The organism is Komagataeibacter nataicola, assembly GCF_003207795.1.
In the GTDB taxonomy this organism is placed as follows: domain Bacteria; phylum Pseudomonadota; class Alphaproteobacteria; order Acetobacterales; family Acetobacteraceae; genus Komagataeibacter; species Komagataeibacter nataicola.
This window is the reverse complement of sequence record NZ_NIRT01000004.1, coordinates 77,648-95,416: the sequence shown is the minus strand read 5'-3', so window position 1 is coordinate 95,416 and position 17,769 is coordinate 77,648. Positions and strand designations below refer to the sequence as shown.

Below are 17,769 nucleotides of genomic sequence, written 5' to 3'. Positions count from 1 at the left end.
GATGATGAAGAACCCGACTTTTCTGCGCTATTACGCCTCGACCATGCTGTGCGCGGGCGCTGCCACGCTGGGGGCCGGTTTCGTGGCCTGGTGGCGCGGGCGCAGGGTCGCAGCCGATGCCCCCGTGGCCACGGCGCACGCAGCACCACCCGCGGCCCACCCCGAACCGCATGAGCGCGAACCCGCCGAAACCGACACGACGCGCCAGGTCGCGCGCAAGATGATCCAGTATTTTGTCATTCCGCTTTGGCTGACAGCCGGCCTGACCGACTGGTGGTGCCACCGCCGCACCGATATCGAGCACACGACCGGACTGAAGGAAACCGGCATCCATCTGCTCATGCTGGGGGAAGCCGCTTTTCCCGTGCTGGCGGGCCTGTTCCTGGAAATCGACGCGCCGGTGCTGTCGCTGATGATCGCCTCGTTTTTCGTGCATGAAGCCACGGCGATGTGGGATGTAAGCTATGCCGTAACCCGGCGCGAGGTGCAGCCGGTGGAGCAGCATGTGCACAGCTTTCTTGAAATGGTGCCGCTGCTGGCCGTTGCATTGATTGCCGTGTTACACTGGCCGCAGCTTCAGGCGCTGATGGGGCGCAAGGTGATCCGCTCCCACCCCATCCGCCTCAAGCGCGTGCCGCTGGGCCTCCGCTACGCCGTGGGCGCGCTCGGAGCGATGGCCGTGTTTGAAGTGCTGCCCTATTGCGAGGAAGCCCTGCGCGACTGGAAAGCCAATCCCGGCCGCCTCACGCCGCCTGCAGGTCAGCCGGTATAAGAGTTTTCTTCACCCTCATCCCATTATCACGCAGTAAAATATGGTTAGACAACAATAAGATTGTCTGACCATATTTATATTTTTAAAATAAAATTAATTCAGTATAAATATGAAATTTACTTATTAACATATAATAAATATATGTAAATATTATTTTATTTAAAAACGAATATCTGTAATTTTCTGAAAAGATTTTCATAAAAACGCCTTAATTTGTAACTTTTAAAAAATTTTCAAGCGAGACAGATATGTCAGACGATTTTCGGCAAAAGTTTAAAGTATTTTCAGAACGTATGGTCGGTCTCGCACCACGTTGCAGCAATGAAGAAGCAACCAAAATGTTTCTTGTGCTGCCGTTTTTACAGTTTCTGGGCTATGATATAATGAACCCGGATGAAGTCTGCCCGGAGCATCATGCAGACTTTTCAGAAAAATATAAAAACAGAGTTGATTATGCGGTCCTCCGTGAAGGTCATCCTGTCATTGCAATAGAATGCAAGGCGCTTGGCGCGCCGCTAAAAGATGACAGGGGGCAACTGAAATCATATTTCAATGCAGCCCATACCGTAAAAATGGGTGTCATTACCGATGGTCTGGTTTATGAGTTCTATGCAGACTCAGACGAACCGAACATGATGGATCCGAATGCTTTCCTTTCATTGGATCTTCGCGAGATTGCCAAAGGCAAAATCGAAGATTCAGTTGTTGATGGGCTGAAAAGCCTGCAGAAATCCAACTTTGACCCAGAAAATATTGGCGCTGAAGCCAAGCGCAAACTAGTCTTTCAAAACCTTGTTCAACAGATTGAAGCACTGGCAGTTACCCCCAGCGAGGCTTTTGTCCGCCTTCTTTTGCAAAATATTGGACTTAAGCATGTCCGCGCCAAGGCTGTTGTTGAATATACGGAATTAACCAGGAACGCATTTGCTGAATTTGTAAATCTACGCATTCTGCAGCGATTGGACCTGCCAGTAAAAGATAAAGAAACAGACAAGCCCGTTCTGGTTCCCGATACATCCAAAGGGGATGCTGATACAAAACCGGGAGATGGCCCGGTCATCACTGATACCGAATTGCAAGTATATGAATACGCCAAGCGCCGTTTAGCCTTTTTGGCTGACAATGATGATCTATTCGATGCAATTCCCGGAGTAGAATACAAAAATTACAAAGGGAAATTTATTGTTTTTTATCGGAAAGAACGCTCGGGTCGTCTTTTCGATTTTTATGAAAACAAGGGAACAAAATATACTTTTGATTTTGGGGAAGAATTCGGCGGTGAGTTTGGTTCTGATGAACTGGGCGGTCTGGACGAACAGCTTCTGAAGGTTTTTAAAGCGCGTGTTGAAGCCATGGGCATTAAAAAAAAGCGCATGAAAGGAGAGAACTGACAAAAACAACAGTTCTTTCCTACCCCGGCGGATCAGCAGGGAGCAGACATCCGGTCGGCCGCGGCACAGTCTGCATACTTAATAAGATGCCATACTGATGGCTGCCGTCACGTTTCATCTGAACGCCGGGGCACATACTCTGCTTTTCCACGGAAACTTACAAACACTCAGGCCATGTATGGAAACATGGCGTGGCGTCATTTTAAGCGGTCCTGTCAACGTGAAATGATATCGTTCCGGGGGTTCGCAGTGCAGGCATTATGTGACATAAGTATATAATGCAAATGCGTCGCATTAATGAACCCGCCCCTCGCACACCGCCCACCGTGGCACCTGACCGACGCGCACGCGCCGCCGCACGCCTTGACCGTAACAGGATTGCCTGCGCCGTGGCCTCCTGCCTGCTGGCCTATGGGGTTGCCCGCATGCTGGTGGGGGGCATTGCCGCAGGTTCTGCCGGGAGCGACCGCGTCCACCTGGGGCAGATGATCGCGCTTTTCTGCCTGCCGGTCATGGTGGTGGTGGGTTTTGGCGCATGGCGCCAGCATGCGGGGTTGCTGTTCGTGGGGGCCTGTGGCTGCCTTGCCGCGGGCCTGAGGCTGTTTGTAACCTGATGCGCGAAACCCTGCGTACCCGCCTTGGCTGGCTACATGGCTGGCTTGGCTATGGGGCTGCCCTGGTGCTGACCTGCATCTTCGCCACCGGCAGCGTGGCGGTGTTCAATATGGAAATCACGCGCTGGATGCAGCCGGAAGTGCAACTGGCCACCCTCGTGCCCCCCGGTGCCCTGGCGCTTGATGCGGCGGCCCGCCTGGTCGCGGCCGAGCAGGCGCGTGGCGTATCAGCCTTTATCACCCTGCCCTCGGCCCGCTCGCCCACGCTGGACGTGGTGCATTACAACGGCCATGAATTTGTTGGCGCGCGGCTCGACCCGGCTACGGGCGCAGCCATACCGGCGCGGATAACAGCGGGAGGCGGGCTGTTCTATAATTTTCACCACACCCTGTTTCTTGGCCCGCAGGTGGGCACGGTTATTGTCAATATTGCCGGAATGGCCCTGCTGGTTGCCATTGTGTCCGGTGTTGTCATTCATATCCATGCACTGGTGCCTGATATCATCCTGTTCCGCCTTTCCGCGGCCCGGCTGCGGGCATGGCTTGATGCGCACCTGCTGGCGGGCGTGCTGTTCGTGCCCTTCATGGTCATGATGGCCTATACGGGCGTGCTGGTTAAGGCGGACATGCTCGTGCCCGCAGCGCCCCGCCCCGCGCGGCCTGTGCAGGCGAATACGCCGCCCCCTGCCCCGATGCCGGACTTGACGCGGTTGCCGTTAGCCCCCCTGCTGGCCCAGGCGCGTGCCAGCCTGCCGGGGCAGGAGCCGGGTTTCATCCTTTTTGCCCCTCAGCGCGTGTCCATCTTCGCAGGTGACGCCAGTAGCGCGTTCCTGACCCGCGACCATGCCGATTTCACCCTGCCCGAGGGCACCCCTCTCCCGGCCAGCACAACCGCCACCCCTATTGCCCGCACCATGCAGTTCATGCACGGGTTGCATTATGCCCGTTTTGCCCCGCCGGGCCTGCGGTGGCTGTATTTCCTGTCCGGCGTGTGCGGCACCGCCGTCATGGCCAGCGGGCTGGTCCTGTTCGTGATGAAGCGCCGCCGCCAGGCGGGCCACAGATGGACACACCGGCTGGCCGACGGGCTGAACGTGGCGATCATTGCAGGGCTGCCTGCCGCCATGCTGGCGTTTTTAGCGGGTAATCGGCTTGTGCCCGCCAGCCTGACCGGGCGTGAGGACTGGGAAACAGGAATTTTCTTCATGGCATGGGCGCTATGTGCGTTGCATGCGCTCTTTCAGGCCCTGCGGGGGCAGGCACACCGTGCGTGGCAGGCGCAGCTTGGCCTTGTCGGGCTGCTGGGCGCGAGCCTGCCGGTGCTGGACCTGCTGTGCAGCCCCGCCGCGTTTTATACCCTGCCGGGGCTGCACATGGCGGTGGATGGCATGGGGTCGGGGGCCGCGATGCTGGCGCTTTATGCCCGCCACAAGCTGAGGCGGCAGGACACATGACCTGCCTGCTCCTTCTGGCGCTATGGCTGACAGCCTTTATGTGCCATGCCGCCCTGTGGCCCGCGCGCTACGGGCTGCCCGCTCCCGGCCCCACCGGGCAACGCCGCGCCCGCATGATGCGGCTTTTGCTGCCTCTTATTGCCCTTGGGCTGGCCATGGGCGTGCAGGGGCCTGTCGTGGGGCTGCTTTCATGGTTTGCCGCCCTGTCGTTTGGCGGCCTTCTGGCGGCCGGCCTCCTTGCCCTGAGAGGCAGGCGGCCCGACCGAGCGTAAAAGACGAAAAAAACAGGGGATGTCGGGTGAAGCTTCTTTCAGCAGGCTTCAGCCGGTTTTACCACCCACCCCACCCCCAGCCCCCGACATAACCGCCGTAAGGATAGTAATAGCCGGGATAACCATACCCATATCCGTATCCATACCCTTCATACGGATAGGGTGGCGGTCCATACCAGCCGGGACCACGATCCCAACCGCCCCCCCAGCCACCGCGATCCCAGCCGCCACCGCGTGGACCACCGCGTGGACCACCGCCCGGACCACCGTGGAAACCACCACCGGGACCACCAAAACCGGGGCCGCCGCCTCCGTGGCCACCCGGCCCACCGCCAAATCCGCCGCCATGCCCCCCACCGCCGGGGCCGCCACCGCCGGGACCATGCTGGGCATGCGCAATGGATGAACCTGCTACGGGCGCAAGTGCGAGCGCCATTGCAACAAAGGCCACGGTCCATGATTTTTTACGAGTCATCATCCTTACTCCTTATGTTGCCATCGTGCTGGCCCGCCACGACAAAACAATGGCGGATTGTCACATTACTGTATCATTATCCCGCTACAGCCCGGGTGCAGGCATGCCGCTCCTGCATGACCCGCCACGCCGCATGACGTCGTACGAGCACCTGCTTACACTTAACCCTTGCACACTCCCCCCTGAACACAAAGACAGGACGGAGACTGAACCTTTTTGCCTCCCCCAGTCCGGCGGGGCGCGCCCGGCTTCCGGCACCTGTGATATAATTAACAATTTCAATAGTAAAATTGTTCCATCCGCCTGTCCATGCTGATGACATCCGTAAAAAAATGATTCAAAAACGAAACAAGAGAACGCAATTACCACTTGTTCGTTAAGAAGGATGCAGGCTAAGACGGTCAGGAAAGCTATCCTGGCCATACAGACATCATGCACTTTTGCAATACCCCCTATAGCCCGGAATGAGCAGGGCCGTCGGGCCGCCCTTCCCCGTTTTCTGGCGGACAGGCTTTTTGATTCCAGCCGTATGGCACGGGTGCGGAGCGGCATGGGTGCGGAAGGTGAGTGTGGCTATTATGCACACAGGGCATCATAAATAACGTAATTACGTGGTAAAACCACATTTGCCCGTTGACCCGGTTATTTTTGGCGAATTATACACATATAAATGTCGTGGAATTAATATAGCACGACAGGGAACAGGACTCTGCACCAGACCCGCAACCGGGCATCAGTCTAGGAAAGACGCAGGATGAACACGCACCACAAGCCAGTACGGCTCTCGAAAATTGTCCTTCTGACGGGTGTGGTATCCGTGTCCTGCACCCCTGTCTGCGCCTGGGCCGATCCGGTGGTCGAGCGCATCACCACCACCAAGGACGTGGGCGATGTTTCACCCGCCTTCCGCACCTCCACCCCGCGCCACAGCACCACGCGTGTCGCGATCGTGACGGGGGCCGACCTGCTCAAGACCGGGCAGACCAACGTGATCGCGGCGCTCCAGCAGTCCTCCCCCGAAATCAACGCTCCCCCGGGCGGCGGCGGCGGCGGTTATTCCACCACGCCGACCCAGACCGTCATCCTGCGCAACCTCAACGCGGATGAAACGCTCGTGCTCGTCAATGGCGTGCGCCGCCATGCCAGCGCGATTGGCAACTGGAACTATGGCCCGGCCCAGGGCACGGAACCGGCCGATCTGAGCCTGATCCCGCTCAGCGCGATCGACCATGTGGAAATCGTGACCGAGGGCGCCACCGCGCTGTACGGGCAGGACGCCATTGGCGGCGCGATCAACATCGTGCTCAAGGCGGGCAACCGCAATGGCGGCACCGCCAACATCCAGAACAGTGGCTACTACAAGGGCGATGGCCAGGGCATTACCGCCTATGGCGACCTTGAGCGCCAGCTCGGCACCAGGGGTGGCGGCATGGACCTGGCATGGCAGGTGCAGAACCAGCTCCCCACCCACCGCGATGGAATCAACCCCACGCTGGGCGATGTAAACCGCATTGAAGGCCTCAGCCGTTCGCTAGCTGAACTGTTCAGCTTCAACGCGCACATGCCCATCAGCCGCTCGGTCGAGGCTTATGGCACCGCCACCCTTGCCCATCGCAGCACCGACCGCATCGGCTTCATCCGCGGGGCGACCAACATCAACAACGTGCCATCGCTCCACCCCAACGGGTTCGAGCCGATCGAAACGTTCGATGAAATGGATTTCCAGGTCAATGGCGGCCTGCGCGGCACGATGCCTGCGGGCGTTGCGTGGAACACCTATGCCTCGTTCGGGCGCGAGCAGGTCAATGAGGGCGTGTATGACGACAACAATCCCACCTTTGGCGCGCTGAGCCAGACCAGCTTCAACCAGGGCAAGATCGTCAATGCCGAGCTGATTGGCGGCGCCAAGTTTTCCAAGCGGTTTACCAGCCGTGCGCTGCCCAAACCCGCCGTGCTCGACTGGGGGCTGGAATACCGGCATGACACCTACCAGATCGGCGCGGGCGACTATCAGTCCTGGGCCACGGGGCCGGAATACACCGGCAGCAACTCGCCAGGGGCGACCGGCTATAACGGTTTTCAGCCCAGCAATGCGGGCAACTGGTCGCGTGACATCTTCGATGGCCATGTTGGGCTGGACATTTTCGTCACCCGCAAATGGGAATGGACGCTCGGCGGCCATGTGGTGAACTATTCCGACACCACGACCGCGCCAACCGGGTCGATCGGCACGCGCTACAACTTTACCAAGAACTTCTCGATCCACGCCAACGTCAACACCGGCTACCGCCCGCCCACACTGGGCGCAATCCATTACGATGCAACAACCTCCGGGCCGGGCTATACCACCGTCAACCTTTCCCAGGTCAATGATGTCGCACGCCTGCTCGGCGCGCATAACCCGAAGGGTGAATACTCGCGCAGCTACAGCATCGGACTGGACTGGAAGCCCGTGCGCGACCTGCAACTCTCGGTTGATGGCTACCGCATCGACATCAATGACCGCATCGAGAGCACGAGCGCCTTTTCCGGCACGGTCATGGCCAACTACCTCTCGGCCCATGGCGTAGGCGACAACATCACCTATGCCAGCTACATGACCAATGTGGGCAACACCACGACCAACGGCTTCACGGCCAAGATCAGCTACAAATTCCCCATCAAGCCCTCCTACGGCGTGCTGATCGGCTCCGTGCAGGCCAATGCGGCCGATACGGAAATGACCCGCTACGCCTCCACGCCGGGCATCCTCACCACGTTGGGGCAGACCTACTTCTCCAAGGCGGCCGAGACGGAACTGCTGCGCTCATCGCCCAAGAACAAGGAATCCTTCTCGCTTAGCTGGAGCAAGGGCCGCTACAGCGTCTTTGTGCAGGAACAGCGCTATGCCGGGGTGGCGTGGCTTGTCTACCAGAGCGACCCGGGTGCTTACTGGACCCATGTGCGCCCGCAGATGATAACAAACCTTGAAGCATCGGCGCGGGTGGGCCATGGTTTTGTCATCACGCTGGGGGCCAACAACCTGTTCAACAAGTATCCGACCCGCACCAACCGGCAGGCGCTCAAGGAGAGCAGTGGCGTGTTCGCCTACCCCATGACCGCGCCCGGCGGGTATGAAGGCGGTTATTATTACGCCCGCCTCGGATACACGTTCTGACTGGCAGGCACCGCATGCATCATCCGTTTCGTGCCGTCATGCCCTCATCGCGGCCAGCGCTTGCGCTGGCCGCGTGCCTGGCTTTACACGCTCCCGCCCCCGCGCGGGCAACCGATGCCGCCACCCCCGGCGGCACGCTGCTCTACCTTGAAAAGCAGCCGCATAAAAACCTCTACCCTCCCGCTGGCGGCTTCTACCCCAATGGCGGCATCCTGGCCCAGATCACGGACCGGCTGACATGGCAGAACACCGACACGCTCAAAATCGAGCCGTGGATCGCAACCGCATGGAGCGTGAATGCCGACAGCACCGTCTTTACCTTCACGCTGCGCCCCGGCGTTACCTTCTCCGATGGCACGCCGGTTGATGCGGCGGCCGTAGCGCTCAATTACGATACATTCGGCAAGGGCAACCGCGCGCTGCACCTGCCCCCCTCCGAAGTCATCAACAATTATGAACGCAGCGAGGTCATCGACCCGCTGACAGTGCGCTTTTACTTCAGCAGACCCTCACCCGGCTTTTTGCAGGGCACGTCGGTCATCGGCTCGGGGCTGGTCTCGCCCGCGAGCCTGCGCCGCCCGCTTGATGAATGGGGCGACGCCCGGCATGTCATCGGCTCCGGCCCCTTCGTGGTGCGCGACGAGGTGCCGGGCAAGTCGGTCGATCTGGCCACCCGCCCCGACTACGCCTGGGGGCCTGACCAGCTTGCCCCGCAGGGGCCGAGCCGGCTGGCGGGCGTGCGCATCATCGTAGTGCCTGAGGACAGCATCCGCATCGGCGCCTTCATCGCAGGGCAGGCCGATTTCGCCCGCGCGGTCGAGGCCTATGATGAAGAGCAGATCACCCGCCATGGTGATACGATCTACGCCGCCTCAACCCGTGGGGTGAACAACAGCGTGGTCTTCCGCCCCGACAACCCGCTGGTGGCCGACCCGCGCGTGCGCCTGGCCCTGCTGCACGCCACCGACCGGCCCGACATCCTGCGCACGCTGTATTCCCCTCATTACCCGCTGGCGCGTTCGGTCATTGCAGCCGATGCGCAGGGCTTTGTCGATCACGGCGCGGACCTGACCTATGACCCGGCCCTGGCCACCCGCCTGCTTGATGAGGCGGGATGGACGCTGGACCCCGATGGCTGGCGGCGGCGCAATGGCGTGGCCCTTGCGCTGGCGGTGCATGAGGCCCTGCCCCAGCCACAGAGCCGGAGCATGCTGGTGCTGCTGGCCCAGCAATGGCGCAGGGTGGGCGTGCGGCTGACCATCCTGTCAGGCAGCCCGGCCATGACGGTGCTCGACAACCTCAACCCCGCTGTCACGCCGCTGTTCCATGCCGAGGTGGGTCGTGCTGACCCCGATGTAATCAAGAGTGCGTTCTACCCCACCAACCGCAACGTGTTGCTGCAAAAAGGCGGGCAGAGCCGGCATGTGGAGCACTTTGTAGACCCCGAACTCAACGGGCTGCTCGACACGGTCGCCTCCGACACCGATCCCGCCACCCGCCTTGCCGACCTTGCCCGCGTGCAGGCCGATATTCTGGCCAGGGGCTACAGTATTCCCATATTCGAGGAGCCGCAGGTCTATGCGGGGTCAACCCGCGTGCATGACATGCATTTCGAGGCCGTGGGGCGGCCCGTTTTCTACCGTACCTGGCTGGCAAGGCCGTAGGATGAGGCGCCATCCATGACACGTTATATTTTCTCCCGCGCTGTCCAGGCGCTGCTGGTGCTGTGGGGGGCGTTCACGCTCTCGTTCGTGCTGTTGCAGGTCATGCCGGGCGATGCCGTGCTGATCAAGTTCCAGGACCCCGAACTTGGCCTCAGCCCGCAGCAGATCAGCGATATCCGCGCAAGCTATGGCGCTGATGAATCCGCCTTCGTGCAATATGCCCATGTTCTGGGCCGCACGCTGGCAGGCCAGCTTGGCTATTCCATCGAAACCGGGGTGCCGGTCAGCCGCATGCTGCACGCCGCCTACCCCACCACGCTGCGCCTTGCGGTGGTCAGCTTTGGCGGCGCGATCATGCTGGCTGCGGCTTTTGCCACGGCGGCCCTGCTCGCGCCCCTGCGCCCCCTGCGCGCGGCCCTGCGGCTGGTGCCGGGGCTGGCGAGTGGCATTCCCGTCTTCTGGCTTGAAATCGTGGCGATCCAGCTTGTCTCGTTTCATTGGAATCTGGTGCCGGTGGTGGGCGTTTCGGGCTGGGCGGCGGTGCTGCTGCCGGGGCTGGCGCTGGCCATTCCCATCTCGGCGCCGCTCACGCAGGTGTTTCTGGCCACAGCGGAACGGGTCACGGCCCAGCCCTTCATTGACGTGCTGCGCGCGCGTGGCGCCTCGCCGCTACGCATTCTTTACGCCCATGTGCTGCCCAACGCCCTGCCGCCCACGCTGACCATAAGCGGGCTGGTGTTTGGCGAGATCCTCGCGGGCGCCGTGGTGACCGAGACCGTATTCGGGCTGGACGGGCTGGGGCAACTGGCCCAGCAGGCCGTGGCCAATCAGGATGTGGCGGTGCTGCAGGCCATCATCCTGATTTCGGTGGCGGGGTTCGTGGTCATCAACTTTACCGTTGATGCGCTCCATCCGCTGATTGATCCACGCATCCGCCGCACGCAGGCAGGAGGGGCGGCATGAGCACCGCCCTTGCACAGTGGCGCCAGCGCCATGACGTAACGCTGCCGCGCCTGCTTGGCGTGCTGCCCGTGGTGCTGCTGGTCATCATCGCACTCTGCCCCGGCCTGTTCACCCGGCTTGACCCGCTGGCAGGCCAGACAGATGAGCGGCTCATGGCCCCCACAGCCGCGCACTGGTTTGGCACGGACCAGTTCGGGCGTGATGTGTTCTCACGCATCATGCATGGCAGTTTCTCCACCCTTTCCGCCGCCATGCTGGCGGTTGCGATCAGCCTGCTGGTGGCCATTCCACTCGGGCTCGCGGCAGGGCTGGGCGGGCGCAGGCTGTCGGGCGCGATCCTGGCGGGGGCTGACATGGTGCTGGCCATCCCCGAGCTTTTCCTTTCGCTCAGCATCATTACCCTGATCGGGCCAGGGGCGACGCATGTGGCCTTTGCCGTGGGCATAAGCCAGGTGGCGGGCTTTACGCGCATGATCCGCACGGAGGTGGTGCGCGTGCGCGCGACCGAATATGTCGAGGCCGCCTTTGGCATCGGTTCCACCTTCTGGCAGGTGGTGTGGCGTCATATCGTGCCCAACAGCCTTGCCCCGGCGCTGTCGCTTGCCACGCTACGGCTGGGCACGGCCATACTGGCCATATCGACCATCTGCTTTCTGGGGTACGGACCATCGCCCCCCACGCCGGAATGGGGCCTGATGATTACCGAAGGCCGCAATTATCTTGCCACGGCGTGGTGGCTGACCACCTTCCCCGGCCTTGCCATCATCTTCTCCGCATGGGCGGCAACACTGCTTTCACGCGCCATAAGGGTGGACCCATGAACACTGCCTCCCTCCAGCTCAGCATCCGTGACCTTGATGTGGTGTATGAAAGCCGGGGCAGTGCGCACCATGCGCTCAAGGGTGTTTCGCTGGACGTGCGCGCGGGCGAGATGCTGGCATTGGTGGGTGAATCCGGCTCGGGCAAGTCAACGCTGGGCCGCGCCATACTGGGCCTGCTGCCCGAGAGCGCGCGCATCCGGCACGGCTCGATCCGGGTAGGCGGCACCGAAATCGTGGGGCTGCCCGAGCGTGCGCTGCGCCGCATCCGTGGGGCGCGGGTGGCCCTCATTCCGCAGGACCCGGCCCATTCTCTCGACCCCGTGCGCACCATCGGCGCGCAGCTTGTCGAGGCCGTGCACCTGCATGAACCCCGCGGCAACACCGCCGACACGCGGCGCATGCTGGTGGGCCTGCTTGAGCGCGTGGGCATAAAGGAGCCGGAGCGGCGGCTGCACCAGTACCCCCATGAACTTTCGGGTGGCATGCGCCAGCGCGTGCTGATTGCCGCAGCCATTGCCCAGCGCCCTGCCCTGATCGTGGCGGATGAACCCACCAGCGCGCTTGATGTATCGGTGCAGGTGCAGATCATGGCGCTGCTGGCCGAACTGCGCCACGAACTCGGCACGGCCATGCTGTTCATCACCCATGACCTGGGCCTGGCCAGCGAGCAGGCCGACCGCGTGGCGGTGCTGCAACATGGCACGCTGTGCGAAACGGGCGAGACCCGCGCCCTGTTCGCCAACCCGCGCACGCCCTATACCCGCCGCCTGCTGGCCGACCTGCCCCTGTTCCATGAAGCACGCGCCCCCCGCCGTGCGGACGGCCCGCATGAGGATGCGATCGTCGTCTCGCACCTGACCTATGCCTACAAGGGCGCGGGTGGCAGGCCCGGGCACAAGGCGGTGCGCGATATTTCCTTTAACGTGGTGGCGGGGCAGACCCATGGTATCGTGGGTGAATCCGGCTCGGGCAAGACCACGCTGCTGCGCTGCCTGCTGGGACTGATTACGCCTGATGGCGGGTCGGTGCAGATTCTGGGCCAGAACCCGGCACGGGTTGAAGGGACTGCGCAACGCGCTTTGCGCCGCGCGGTGCAGTTTGTTTACCAGAACCCGCATGTATCATTTGATCCACGCAGCCGGGCTGCGGATATTCTGGCCGAACCCCTCATCAATGCTGGCCTGCGTGACCGCACGGCGCGCGCAGCGCGGGTCCGAGCCATGCTGGAGCGGGTGCAACTGCCGCCTGCCGTGCTGGAGCGCAGGGCGGCCAACATGTCTGGCGGGCAGAGCCAGCGCCTGGCCATTGCGCGCGCGCTCCTGTGCGACCCGAAGATCCTGATTCTGGATGAAGTGGTCTCGGCGCTCGACGTATCGGTGCAGGCCGAGATCCTGACCCTGCTCGAAACGCTGCAACAGCAGCTTAACCTGACCTATGTGTTCGTATCGCATGATCTGGCCGTGGTGCGGCGCATTGCCGATACCGTCTCGATCATCCATGCGGGAGAGCAGGTCGAGCATGGCCCGACCGAGACCGTATTCTCCACCCCGCGCGATGACTACACAAAGCGCCTGCTCGCGGCGATACCTGGCCGCGACCTGATGCGCCCGGCAGTGCTTGCCTGAAAAAAGGCTTCGAAAAAGGCGGCACTCCAAAACCGATCAGGCGTCCTCGACAGGTTCCGTGCCGTAGAGCGCGCTTTCAATCAGGTCGGCGCTTTCATGGGTATAGCGCCTGAGGTCTGGCATGAGGGTGCGGGCGGCATCCTCCACCGCGCGTGACAGGGCCTCGAGCGCGGGCGACGGGGTCAGGCCTGCCGGTGTCACTACGCCAAAAAAGAAGGGCAGGTTTACATCCAGCGGGCGTATGGCCAGATCTGGCTGGCTGAATGCGGCAGCCGTGACAGGATCGACAATACCCACGCCAAGACCCGCCCGCGCCAGCCCCATCAGCACCACGGCCATGTTGGAATCCATGATGGTGGCGGGCGTCCAGCCCATCTGCGCAAACGCGCGTTCGATCGTGTTGCGTATCCTGAACGGGTTGGCCAGCGTGAGCAGCCTGCTCTCGGCCAGGTCATGCAGGTTGACACGCTCATGGGCGGCCAGCGGGTCATCCGCCCGCATCACCGCAACGCAGGGCGCCATGCCGATCCACTGCAGGGTCACGCCAGGGTGGTTGAACGGAAAACTGACCAGCCCGAATGTCGCATCCCTGCGCCCCACGGCGCGCACCACCTCATCAGCCGCAATGCTGCGCACATGCACCTCACGCGGGAGGGTGCCCTGGGGCAGACGCCCCAGCGCGAGCGGCAGCAGGCCCGCCGCCAGCGCGGGGATGGCGCATAGATGCAGGGAATTTTCCACATCATGGGCAATGGCGTGCACGTTCTCGCGCAGGCGCTGCACGCCGCCCAGAAGCGCCAGCGCCTCGGGCTGGAAACGCAGGGCCTGCTCGGTGGGGGTAATGCGCGGCCCGTTACGGTGGAACAGCGTAAACCCCAGCCCCGCCTCAAGGTCCTGCATCATGCGCGTGACCATGGATTGCGACCGCCCCACAAGCCGCGCGCCCCCCGTCATGCTACCGGTGGCCATGACGGCGCAGAAGGCCTCAAGCTGTCTCAGGTCGGGAAGCGCGGTATCCATGTCCGTCATGCTAGCCATGAACCCTCACACCAGCAAACGCAAACGCGGCAGGCCTCCCCTCACCCTATCGCAGGGAGCGGGGTGTCATGCCATTCATCACCCCTGAGTTCGGGCGTTTCAAACGCCACGAGGCTGGCGTAATGGGTCTCGCGGTCCTCCACGAACAGGGCGCGGGCGATATGGCGCGCAAGACGCTCGGCCCCGTCGCTTATGGCCGGAATATCGCCGCTGACCTTGCCGTGCGACAGCGTGGCAGGGAAGCAGAAGCAGTGCACGTATTTCAGCCACGGGCACGAACCGGGCACTTTCTCGAGAAACTCAAACCCCGGCCCGAGATCGGGCGAGGCTGCCAGTTCCGCGCTGACATGGCCCGAGGGCATGTCCTGCGCGGCGGGCGTGAAGCGGTCTTTCCACAACCGGATATGGGGCGCAATAGCGGCGAGTTCGGGCCGCCGGGACAGGTCGGAACAGAAACCGGTGGCAGCGATGATGAAATCGGTCTCCATCTCGCCGCGCGGGGTATGAAGGCGCACGGCGTTGTCCGCCATTTCAAGCCGGTCAATGGGACAGGACAGATGGAAGAAGGCATTGGGATGGCTGGACACCCGCAGCACGCTTGGCCTTGGCGGCGGGGTCTGGGCATCGAGCACCGTATCCATGAAGCGCCATTTCCACGCATCTGGCAGGCCGACAAAACCCTGCACCACGCCCATGCTGCCAATGCCGGTGAATTTGTTGACAGCAGGCAGCGTGTCGCGCCGTATGACCATGTCCACCCGCGCGGCTCCCGCCTCGAGCGCCGTGGCGGCGTTATCCATGGCCGAGGCCCCTGCCCCCACCACAACCACGCGGCGGTTCTTCAAGGCTTCAAAATCAATGGGGTCGGCTGAATGGCGCCAGTAATCACGCGGCAGGCCGGCAATGACCGGCGGCACATAACTGCCGCCCAGCCCGTCGCGCCCCGTGGCCAGCACCAGATGGCGGCACAGCAGGGTCCGGGCCGCGCCGTCCTGCACCACCGTCAGCGCCAGCACGCCATCAGCTTCACGCGCCACGTTGGTCAGGGTGACACCGTTGCGCACCGGCAGGTCGAGCACGTCGCGCAGCCATTCCAGATAGGCCATCCATGTCTGGCGGGGGATCTTGTCCAGTCCATCCCACGCCACGGCCCCGAAACGCGCTTCGTACCACGCCCGGAAGGTCAGGCACGGCAGCCCCATGCACGGGCCGGACAACGTTTTGGGCGAGCGCAGCGTGGTCATGCGGGCATAGGTGACCCATGGCCCCTCCTGGCCCGCAGGCGCCTGATCCAGCACGACATGATTGAGCAGCCCGTAGCGCCTGAGATAACCCGACGCCGTAAGCCCGGCCATGCCGCCGCCAATCACGACCACATCAAGCACATGCCGCCCGTCCACGCTGCGTTCGGGCACCCATGAGCGGGTGGGCAGATCCAGCCATGCCAGATCCTGCCGCACGCGGCTTTCCAGCCTTGCAAGACCGCCGGGAATTTCGGGTGGCTGAGAAAACGTCATTGATCGTGGTTCCTAAAACACTACGCTGGCCGGGCCAGGCTTCAGGCCATGGCGGAGAGGGCCAATAAGCTTGTGGCAAGCCTAAAAATTCCTTCCGCACAGATCAAGACAAATCATGCATGATGTGCGTTAAATAATACCTTAATTGCATAAAATGCATGATAGATGCCGCGCGTAACGCCTGTCATGCGCGAACAGCCCAAGCCCGCACGACCGATGATCCTTACGGCTTTATGGCGTGAAGGAGAAGTCCACAGGAGGCCTGATCCGGCCTCCTGTCAGGTCGGGGATATGCGATTGGCCTGCATGCGGCTGACCACGACGGCACCACCCCACAGGGCCAGAAAAACCAGCACGATGCCCACACCCAGCGCGGCCAGATGGTCGCTGGCCATCATCAGGCCCCACATGAGCAGGCTGCCACCCGCCGCAGCCCCCATCTTCTGCCCCAGTTCAATCATGCCAATGCCAGCCGCGGCCCCCAGCGAGACAAGGCTGATGCCCAGATCATAGGCCACACGCCTGCGGCCCGAGCGCATGCCCCAGCCATAGGCGCGGCACATCAGCAGCGTATCGAGCGTATCAACCAGCGCCATGCCAGCCGTAAAAAGCAGCGGAAAAGCCATGACCCCCGCAAAACCCAGCCCCTGGTGGGCCTGAACCGCCGCCATGCCCAGCAGGCCGATTTCACTCGCGGTATCAAACCCCAGCCCGAACAGGAAACCGAGCGGGTACATCTGCCAGCTCCGGTCAATCCACCGCCCCGCCCGCCCGGACACAAAACCTGCGGGGGGTGACGCGCGCGCGGGCAACGCGGCAGGCTGGCGCAACGCCCGCCACTGGCTCATGGCCATGCGGGCATTGGTCCAGACCGCCACCAGCATGAAGCCCGCCGAGACCAGCGTGCCGAAGCTTTCGCCCACCAGATGCCACCGCTCCAGCCAGCCCTGCACGGGCAGCGCCACCAGCGCAAGGGTGGCGAGAATGACCACGGTGGAATGACCAAGCGAAAAGAACAGCCCCACCAGCAAAGGCGCGCGCCCCGCCTGCATGAGCCTGCGTGTCACCACATCGATCGCCACGATATGATCGGCGTCAAGCCCGTGCCGCAGGCCGAAGGTCCATGCCAGCCCCGCGGCCCCCAGCAGAACGGGCGAGGCCCCCAGCATGGTTACGGCCCACGCCCATACGGCCAGGTTGGCCAGCAGCAGGGCGCATACCGTGGTGCGTGGTCCATGCCGGGCATCGATGAACATATCGGTCTTTTCCCGCCCGCTGGTCAGATGGTGATGTAGGCGCGCACATCCTCCGCCACGAGGTCGCGGGCCTGGCCTGCCAGCACCACCTTGCCCCGGTCGAGCACGGCAATCGTGTCAGCCAGTTCATAGGCAAAATCGAAATACTGCTCCACCAGCACGATGGCCATGTCGCCCCGGTCGCGCAGCATGCCGATGATGGTGCCGATATCCTTGATGATGCTGGGCTGGATGCCCTCGGTCGGTTCATCAAGCACCAGCAGGCGCGGGCGGATGACCAGCGCGCGCGCAATGGCAAGCTGCTGCTGCTGGCCGCCCGACAGGTCGCCGCCGCGCCGGTCGAGCATTTTTGCCAGCACGGGAAACAGGTCAAATATCTCATCAGGCACCCGGCGCTGCCCGCGCGGCAGCAGGCCGAAGCCGGTTTCAAGGTTCTCGCGCACGCTGAGCAGCGGAAAGATGTCGCGCCCCTGTGGCACGGTGGCAATGCCACGCCGGGCACGGTCATAGGCGGCGAGCCTGGTAATATCCTCCCCCTCCCACATGATCGTGCCAGAGCTTGTGGCATGCATGCCGGTTATGGCGCGAATCAGGCTGGTCTTGCCCACGCCATTGCGGCCGAGCACGCAGGTGACCGCCCCGGCCCTCGCCGCAAGCGAGACGCCACGCAGGGCGATCGCCGCGCCATAATGCAGGTGCACATCGTTAACCTCGAGCATGCGCGTTGCCTCCCCTTACGCCCGTGCGGCG

Annotated in this window: 15 protein-coding genes; 10 read left to right on the top strand and 5 right to left on the bottom strand. The window is 62.4% G+C overall.

Features of this window, described 5'->3' with window-relative positions; all coding sequences use genetic code 11:
- The first annotated feature begins 1 nt into the window (after position 1).
- The 5 genes from CDI09_RS03675 (at position 2) to CDI09_RS03655 (ending at position 4,503) form a co-directional block, all read left to right on the top strand.
- Positions 2–772, top strand: a complete 771-nt coding sequence (locus CDI09_RS03675) for a hypothetical protein (protein WP_078523554.1) — start codon at positions 2–4, stop codon at positions 770–772.
- 248 nt (positions 773–1,020) lie between these two features.
- Positions 1,021–2,163, top strand: a complete 1,143-nt coding sequence (locus tag CDI09_RS03670; RefSeq protein ID WP_078523553.1) for a type I restriction endonuclease — start codon at positions 1,021–1,023, stop codon at positions 2,161–2,163.
- 284 nt (positions 2,164–2,447) lie between these two features.
- Complete coding sequence (locus tag CDI09_RS18510; RefSeq protein ID WP_236944537.1) at positions 2,448–2,777, top strand: hypothetical protein; 330 nt, start codon at positions 2,448–2,450, stop codon at positions 2,775–2,777.
- Complete coding sequence (locus tag CDI09_RS03660; RefSeq protein ID WP_078523552.1) at positions 2,777–4,231, top strand: PepSY-associated TM helix domain-containing protein; 1,455 nt, start codon at positions 2,777–2,779, stop codon at positions 4,229–4,231. Before CDI09_RS18510 ends, CDI09_RS03660 begins: the two co-directional genes overlap by 1 nt.
- Positions 4,228–4,503, top strand: a complete 276-nt coding sequence (locus CDI09_RS03655; protein WP_078523551.1) for a hypothetical protein — start codon at positions 4,228–4,230, stop codon at positions 4,501–4,503. The genes CDI09_RS03660 and CDI09_RS03655 overlap by 4 nt, the downstream gene beginning before the upstream one ends.
- Positions 4,504–4,561: 58 nt before the next feature.
- Here the strand turns inward: CDI09_RS03655 and CDI09_RS03650 are convergent, their stop codons facing one another.
- Positions 4,562–4,981 carry a hypothetical protein gene (locus CDI09_RS03650; RefSeq protein WP_205836641.1) on the bottom strand — a complete coding sequence of 140 codons (420 nt, stop codon included), beginning with the start codon at positions 4,979–4,981 and terminating at the stop codon, positions 4,562–4,564.
- A gap of 751 nt (positions 4,982–5,732) precedes the next feature.
- Between CDI09_RS03650 and CDI09_RS03645 the strand changes: the two genes are divergently transcribed.
- The 5 genes from CDI09_RS03645 to CDI09_RS03625 are packed head-to-tail and all read left to right on the top strand — an operon-like array spanning position 5,733 to position 13,208.
- A complete protein-coding gene (locus CDI09_RS03645; protein WP_078523550.1) occupies positions 5,733–8,135 on the top strand; it encodes a TonB-dependent receptor plug domain-containing protein in 2,403 nt (800 codons plus the stop codon).
- 14 nt (positions 8,136–8,149) lie between these two features.
- On the top strand, positions 8,150–9,799 hold the full coding sequence (locus CDI09_RS03640) for a TIGR04028 family ABC transporter substrate-binding protein (RefSeq protein ID WP_078523549.1): 1,650 nt from the start codon (positions 8,150–8,152) through the stop codon (positions 9,797–9,799).
- A gap of 15 nt (positions 9,800–9,814) precedes the next feature.
- On the top strand, positions 9,815–10,762 hold the full coding sequence (locus CDI09_RS03635) for an ABC transporter permease (protein WP_078523548.1): 948 nt from the start codon (positions 9,815–9,817) through the stop codon (positions 10,760–10,762).
- On the top strand, positions 10,759–11,583 hold the full coding sequence (locus CDI09_RS03630; RefSeq protein WP_078527510.1) for an ABC transporter permease: 825 nt from the start codon (positions 10,759–10,761) through the stop codon (positions 11,581–11,583). Before CDI09_RS03635 ends, CDI09_RS03630 begins: the two co-directional genes overlap by 4 nt.
- Positions 11,580–13,208 (top strand): dipeptide ABC transporter ATP-binding protein, encoded by a 1,629-nt coding sequence (locus CDI09_RS03625; protein WP_078527508.1) that lies wholly within the window; start codon positions 11,580–11,582, stop codon positions 13,206–13,208. The genes CDI09_RS03630 and CDI09_RS03625 overlap by 4 nt, the downstream gene beginning before the upstream one ends.
- A 36-nt stretch (positions 13,209–13,244) precedes the next feature.
- On the opposite strand, the gene CDI09_RS03620 is transcribed toward CDI09_RS03625, so the two are convergent.
- The 4 genes from CDI09_RS03620 to urtE all read right to left on the bottom strand — a co-directional run bounded on the left by CDI09_RS03620 (position 13,245) and on the right by urtE (position 17,738).
- Complete coding sequence (locus CDI09_RS03620) at positions 13,245–14,246, bottom strand: LysR family transcriptional regulator (protein ID WP_078527506.1); 1,002 nt, start codon at positions 14,244–14,246, stop codon at positions 13,245–13,247.
- A gap of 41 nt (positions 14,247–14,287) precedes the next feature.
- Positions 14,288–15,763, bottom strand: coding sequence for an NAD(P)-binding domain-containing protein (locus CDI09_RS03615; RefSeq protein WP_078527504.1), 1,476 nt, complete (start codon positions 15,761–15,763; stop codon positions 14,288–14,290).
- Between the two features lie 278 nt (positions 15,764–16,041).
- Complete coding sequence (locus tag CDI09_RS03610) at positions 16,042–17,019, bottom strand: HoxN/HupN/NixA family nickel/cobalt transporter (protein ID WP_078527502.1); 978 nt, start codon at positions 17,017–17,019, stop codon at positions 16,042–16,044.
- 23 nt (positions 17,020–17,042) lie between these two features.
- Positions 17,043–17,738, bottom strand: coding sequence for an urea ABC transporter ATP-binding subunit UrtE (urtE, locus tag CDI09_RS03605; RefSeq protein WP_078527500.1), 696 nt, complete (start codon positions 17,736–17,738; stop codon positions 17,043–17,045).
- Positions 17,739–17,769 lie beyond the last annotated feature (31 nt).

What these genes read in the sequence shown, in the direction of transcription:
- CDI09_RS03635 (WP_078523548.1), top strand. Translation starts at nt 9,815, where the DNA reads ATGACACGTTATATTTTCTCCCGCGCTGTCCAGGCGCTGCTGGTGCTG.
- urtE (WP_078527500.1), bottom strand. Translation starts at nt 17,738, where the DNA reads ATGCTCGAGGTTAACGATGTGCACCTGCATTATGGCGCGGCGATCGCC.
- CDI09_RS03610 (WP_078527502.1), bottom strand. Translation starts at nt 17,019, where the DNA reads ATGTTCATCGATGCCCGGCATGGACCACGCACCACGGTATGCGCCCTG.
- CDI09_RS03620 (WP_078527506.1), bottom strand. Translation starts at nt 14,246, where the DNA reads ATGGCTAGCATGACGGACATGGATACCGCGCTTCCCGACCTGAGACAG.
- CDI09_RS03660 (WP_078523552.1), top strand. Translation starts at nt 2,777, where the DNA reads ATGCGCGAAACCCTGCGTACCCGCCTTGGCTGGCTACATGGCTGGCTT.
- CDI09_RS18510 (WP_236944537.1), top strand. Translation starts at nt 2,448, where the DNA reads ATGCGTCGCATTAATGAACCCGCCCCTCGCACACCGCCCACCGTGGCA.
- CDI09_RS03615 (WP_078527504.1), bottom strand. Translation starts at nt 15,763, where the DNA reads ATGACGTTTTCTCAGCCACCCGAAATTCCCGGCGGTCTTGCAAGGCTG.
- CDI09_RS03625 (WP_078527508.1), top strand. Translation starts at nt 11,580, where the DNA reads ATGAACACTGCCTCCCTCCAGCTCAGCATCCGTGACCTTGATGTGGTG.
- CDI09_RS03670 (WP_078523553.1), top strand. Translation starts at nt 1,021, where the DNA reads ATGTCAGACGATTTTCGGCAAAAGTTTAAAGTATTTTCAGAACGTATG.
- CDI09_RS03630 (WP_078527510.1), top strand. Translation starts at nt 10,759, where the DNA reads ATGAGCACCGCCCTTGCACAGTGGCGCCAGCGCCATGACGTAACGCTG.
- CDI09_RS03655 (WP_078523551.1), top strand. Translation starts at nt 4,228, where the DNA reads ATGACCTGCCTGCTCCTTCTGGCGCTATGGCTGACAGCCTTTATGTGC.
- CDI09_RS03650 (WP_205836641.1), bottom strand. Translation starts at nt 4,981, where the DNA reads ATGATGACTCGTAAAAAATCATGGACCGTGGCCTTTGTTGCAATGGCG.
- CDI09_RS03645 (WP_078523550.1), top strand. Translation starts at nt 5,733, where the DNA reads ATGAACACGCACCACAAGCCAGTACGGCTCTCGAAAATTGTCCTTCTG.
- CDI09_RS03640 (WP_078523549.1), top strand. Translation starts at nt 8,150, where the DNA reads ATGCATCATCCGTTTCGTGCCGTCATGCCCTCATCGCGGCCAGCGCTT.
- CDI09_RS03675 (WP_078523554.1), top strand. Translation starts at nt 2, where the DNA reads ATGATGAAGAACCCGACTTTTCTGCGCTATTACGCCTCGACCATGCTG.